The sequence below is a fragment of the Bartonella sp. AP9QHHD genome, from assembly GCF_042195625.1.
Classification (GTDB): Bacteria; Pseudomonadota; Alphaproteobacteria; order Rhizobiales; family Rhizobiaceae; genus Bartonella.
Genome location: NZ_JBHIOP010000119.1, coordinates 1 through 4,779, shown reverse-complemented (window position 1 = coordinate 4,779; position 4,779 = coordinate 1). Strand labels below are relative to the sequence as shown.

At 39.8% G+C, this 4,779-nt stretch carries 7 protein-coding genes; all 7 read left to right on the top strand.

The window, feature by feature from the left end; genetic code table 11:
- Positions 1 to 84 precede the first annotated feature (84 nt).
- The gene (locus ACFIK4_RS09595; RefSeq protein ID WP_375675833.1) at positions 85 to 840 is read left to right on the top strand and encodes a type IV secretion system protein; all 756 of its coding nucleotides are present in this window, start codon (positions 85 to 87) and stop codon (positions 838 to 840) included.
- A gap of 21 nt (positions 841 to 861) precedes the next feature.
- Positions 862 to 1,197, top strand: coding sequence for an EexN family lipoprotein (locus ACFIK4_RS09590; RefSeq protein ID WP_375675832.1), 336 nt, complete (start codon positions 862 to 864; stop codon positions 1,195 to 1,197).
- Between the two features lie 60 nt (positions 1,198 to 1,257).
- Positions 1,258 to 2,187: a type IV secretion system protein gene (locus tag ACFIK4_RS09585; RefSeq protein ID WP_375618814.1), complete on the top strand. Its 930-nt coding sequence runs from the start codon at positions 1,258 to 1,260 to the stop codon at positions 2,185 to 2,187.
- 8 nt (positions 2,188 to 2,195) lie between these two features.
- Entirely contained in the window at positions 2,196 to 2,483 is a 288-nt protein-coding gene (locus ACFIK4_RS09580; RefSeq protein WP_375675831.1) for a type IV secretion protein VblB7, read from the top strand.
- On the top strand, positions 2,480 to 3,151 hold the full coding sequence (locus tag ACFIK4_RS09575; protein ID WP_375675830.1) for a virB8 family protein: 672 nt from the start codon (positions 2,480 to 2,482) through the stop codon (positions 3,149 to 3,151). Before ACFIK4_RS09580 ends, ACFIK4_RS09575 begins: the two co-directional genes overlap by 4 nt.
- A 2-nt stretch (positions 3,152 to 3,153) precedes the next feature.
- Positions 3,154 to 4,008 (top strand): P-type conjugative transfer protein VirB9, encoded by an 855-nt coding sequence (virB9, locus tag ACFIK4_RS09570; RefSeq protein WP_375675829.1) that lies wholly within the window; start codon positions 3,154 to 3,156, stop codon positions 4,006 to 4,008.
- Positions 4,009 to 4,035: 27 nt separating this feature from the next.
- Positions 4,036 to 4,779 (top strand): TrbI/VirB10 family protein (locus tag ACFIK4_RS09565; RefSeq protein ID WP_375675828.1); only part of this gene is annotated, 744 nt, incomplete at its 3' end.

The window sequence follows — 4,779 nt, the reverse complement described above, 5'->3', positions numbered from 1 at the left end:
TATTGAACTCCTAGAGACCATTATGGATGAAGTTGGACAATCTCCAGAAAAATGGCTTCCTATTTTTCAAGAAAGGTCAAAACAATGAAAAAACTTTTATTGGCAACAGCCGTCTATGCAGCTTTATTTGGCTTTCAAACAAATGCCTTCGCTATCATGGTATATGATCCCGCGGCTGTAGGACAAATAATGAAACAAGTCCAGCAAGGCACACAACAACTTAACAAATTGCAAGAACAAATTCAACAAGGCAGACAACAGCTTGACCAATTAAAGAGCCAACTCGATCAAGCAAAACAATTATATAGTTCCTTAAATGGAAAACCTGATTTATCCGCTCTTCAAGAATTGCTCAACAAACAAGGGAATAATACTGCTCTTCCTTCTGATTTTAATCATTTAGAACAATCAATAGATGGCACCGGTGGTGGTAGCGGAAACACTGAAAAATGGAAAGAAAAACTTTTATACAAAGAACCATCGGGTGGTGGAGGATCAAAAGAAGCAGTTGATGCCTTTTACAAGCAAGAAGTGGAAAAATTGCACAATCGCAATGTAGGACAAGCAGCAACAGGGCAAGCTGTTTACGAAGATGCCGATAAAAAGAAAGAAGCCATTAGTAAGATTATTGAAAAACTCAAAAATGCTAAAACCGCTGCTGAAGTTCAAGACGCTCAAACACAATTAGCAGCTATACAAGCAATATTACAAGCAGAGGCTTTACAAACTCAAGCTACTTCTATGATTCAACAAGCTCAATCTGAAGCTGAAGCAATACGGATTAGAGAAGAAGCTAGTAAAAGATACCAAGATTATGCAAATCAACTTCGCGGTCATTAAAAGTTAAAGAGGGACTTAATCATGAACAAAGTTATTATCGCAGCACTACTACTTAGCACAGGGCTGGTCACCGCTGGATGTGAAAAAACCTACAGTGTAGAAGATTTTAAGAAAGATGAAAATTTACTTAAAGAATGGGCGGTGAGATGTGGATTTACAGGAAATTCGAAAAACTGTCAAAATGCACGATTAGCCGATCATCAAATTCATGAAGAACGTCGGGCAAAAATTGACGAAGAAAATCGTAAACGTAGAGAAGAATTTGAGAAAAAACAACAAGAAGAAGCAGCTAAGAGAAAAGCTGAATATGAAAAAAGGAGAGCACAACAAAAACGCGATAATAATTTTGATCCATAAAAATTATTATAACAATTAGGAATAATAGTATTTACAAAAATTTTATAAAATGGATATCCAATGGTAACAAAAGAAATATTTACCATGATAGATCAGCGTTTAATGAATGCTCTTACAGATATAATGGATAAAACTATTAGCAATCTTTCAGGCGCTTTATCTGTTCCTCTTCAATCAGCTTGTATAATCTATATAGCATTTATAGGTTACAACATTATCTATGGGCGTTCTTCTATGCCTTTATGGGATTTTATAGCAACAACTTTCAAACTTGGCATCATCGTTACACTCACCACAAAAGCCGCTAGCTATAACACATGGATTACAAATATATTTTTCACTGATCTGCCTAATGCCATTTCAAATGCTACACAAGGTGCAGTTTCTGATAAGAATGTCTGGGACAATATGATACAAAATGCTTATGCGCACGCCTTTGATGCAGCAAATAAATACAACGGATGGACTGAAGTTGGTACGTATATTGTTAACTGGATTGCTGGTCTTATTTGCTTAATTATTTCTGGGGTGTTTTGCACCATTGGTTTTATCGTCACAATATTTGCTAAATTTGGATCATTTCTTGTCATATCAGTGGGACCAATATTTATGGGTTTTGCTCTATTTTCAACAACAAGGCGTTTTACAGAAGCGTGGTTAGGACAACTCGCAAACTTCATTATTCTGCAAGTATTAGTCGTGTTGCTTGGTAACGTATATGTAAGTCTTGCAATGGAAATCCTTTCAGGTGACCTTACAGATATCATGTTTTCTGTACTTCAATTTTTGGTTATTGGCATTGGTGGGATTTATCTTTTCATCCATTTACCCGGAATTGCATCCGCTTTAGCTTCTGGAGGAGCAGCTCTTACAGGATCAACACATTTAGCTCACCATTCTAGTAGAGCAGCGGGGCGTGGTGCTCTTGCAGCCGCTCGTTCTGGTATTAGTGGTCTAAGAGGTTTGGGGTCAAAATTTAGAGGAGGTTAATACCACAAATGCGGGGTTTTAAAAAAATTGGGATTATCTTACCATTTCTCTTTCTCAGTGGCTGTGTGTCTTCACCAAACACACTGAAGTCACTCCCAAAATGTGATGGATATTCTAAACGTCCACTCAACAGATCAATGTGGAATTGGGAAGGGAAAAAACCCACGCCCACGCCCATTATCATCAGTAACAACACACCTTCAACCCTAAAAGAAGGGAAGCTGGAAATGCTTCTGGCACAAAAATTAACGGATGAAGAAATCAAATCTTACAAAAATTGCGGGCAAAAAGCATGAAAGAAAACGCCGTAGAACAATATATTGCTGAAGCACGCTCGTTCGATCAAGATCGCATACTCGCCTTACGCCGCACCACCCGCATCTCGCTTGCCATTGCTGGCATAGCCGTTGCGGTTGCAATAATGTCTTCTCTCGCGGTCATCACCCTCACGCCCCTTAAAACCGTGGAACCTTTTGTCATCCGCGTTGACAATTCAACCGGCATCACCGAAGTTGTGGAAGCCTTAAAAGAAGGTCCCACCAATGTCGACGAAGCAATCACACGCTACTTTGCCGCAAAATATGTCCGCTGTCGTGAAGGTTTCGCCGTAGAAGAAACGCAAAATAACTTCGAAACCGTCTCTCTCCTCTCTTCTCCTGAAGAACGAGAAAGATTTGCTGGATGGTACGGAGCAAAAAATCCCCAAAGTCCCCAACTTCTTTATAAAAACGCCACCGTTACAATAACAATAAAATCAATTTCCTTTATCAATGAAAATGTCGCCCAAGTGCGTTACTACAGAACTGTGCGTAACAACGACAACAACAAAGAATTCATCACCCACTGGGTTGCAACACTCACCTTTGAATATACCAATGCCCCTATCTCTGTCCAAAACCGTTTGATAAATCCTCTAGGGTTTATTGTTGAAGAATATAGAACCGATCCGGAAGTGGTCAACTGATCATGACAAAAAAATTCCTTTTTCTCATTCTTAGGATTGCTGTTGCCTTTTCTTTGACGAATATAAGCTACGCAAGTGTTTTTCCCACCCGTGCGCCGAGCGATAGCCGCATTCGCTTTATCAATTATGATGCTTATAATGTCACAAAAATTATTGGCTTCATACGCTCATCGGTACAAATAGAATTTTCTCCCAATGAAGAAATTGCCCATGTGGCAATTGGCAACAGTGTTGCATGGGAAGTCGCCCCCGCTGGCAATATTCTTTTCCTTAAAGCGCGAGAAGTCCAACCCATTACCAATCTCCAAGTCGTCACCACAAAGCTTGATGGCTCAAAGCGTTCCTATCAATTTGAACTGATGATCAAAGATGGGGAAATTTCATCTGGACAAGAAACATATTTCCTTGTGAAATTTCGCTACCCACAAGAAGAAGCAGAGCAAAGAAAACTCGCAGCCCTTATGCGACAAGAAAAACAACAATCCCAACGGATTGATAATGTCTTCAACGCTTATGAAATATACGGACCTCGCAATTGGGCTTACACCGCTCAAGGCTCTATCACTCTCGAACCCTCTTCCGTTTACGACAATGGCAAAACCACAACATTTACATTTCCAGACAACCAAGAAATCCCTGCCATTTATATTGTCAGCAATGACGGTACAGAATCGCTGGTTCCCAAAACCACAAGAGGCAACATGGTTATTGTCCATGCCATTAGCGCACGCTTCACCCTAAGACAGGGAAAAAACGTCCTATGCGTCTTTAACGAAGCCTATCAACCAAAAGGCACAAATCCAAATACCGGAACAACCTCACCATCTGTTGAACGTAAAATTGCATCAGATCTTTAAATAAGCGGGAATTGAAGGGGACAACACATGAGTGATAAATCAATCATCGACGATCGAGGATCTATTGGAGATGGCAAAAATAATACATCAAAATCGGATACAAAAAAAATAATCATTATTATAGCTTTTGTAGGATTTTGCGCATATGTGCTTTGGAATATATTTTCAACATCACCAACATCAAAAGACACGGCAAATATTCGTAAAAAACAAGACTTTAATAACTCAGTTACTCCCTTAGAATTAGTTTCCGTTGAATCACAAGCAAAAATTGCTCCAATTACACTACCAACACCATCACCAACACCAGAAAAAATAGTTGAACATGATCCTTTACTTGATGCAGCACAACGTGCCCCCGTATTGGCTTTTACGAGCAATACCCCCCCATCTTCAACTCAAATGCCGAGAAATAACTATAGTAATAATATAAGTGAAACTCCTAATAATGATTCACAAAGTTTTTCCTCACTTCTAAAGCCTACAAAAATAGAAGGTACAAGAGCTGGGATCATGGGAGATAGAAACTTTATCATCGCCATGGGAACCTCTATTCCCTGTATCTTAGAAACCGCATTAAACAGTGAGCAACCAGGCTTTGCAAGCTGCATCATCAACCGTGATATCCTCTCTGACAACGGGCGCGTTGTTTTGCTTGATAAAGGAACCCAAGTCGTTGGTGAATACCGAGGAGGGCTTAAAAAGGGTCAATCTCGCCTCTTTGTGCTCTGGACAAGAGCAAAAACCCCCACCGGTGTCATCATCAATCTT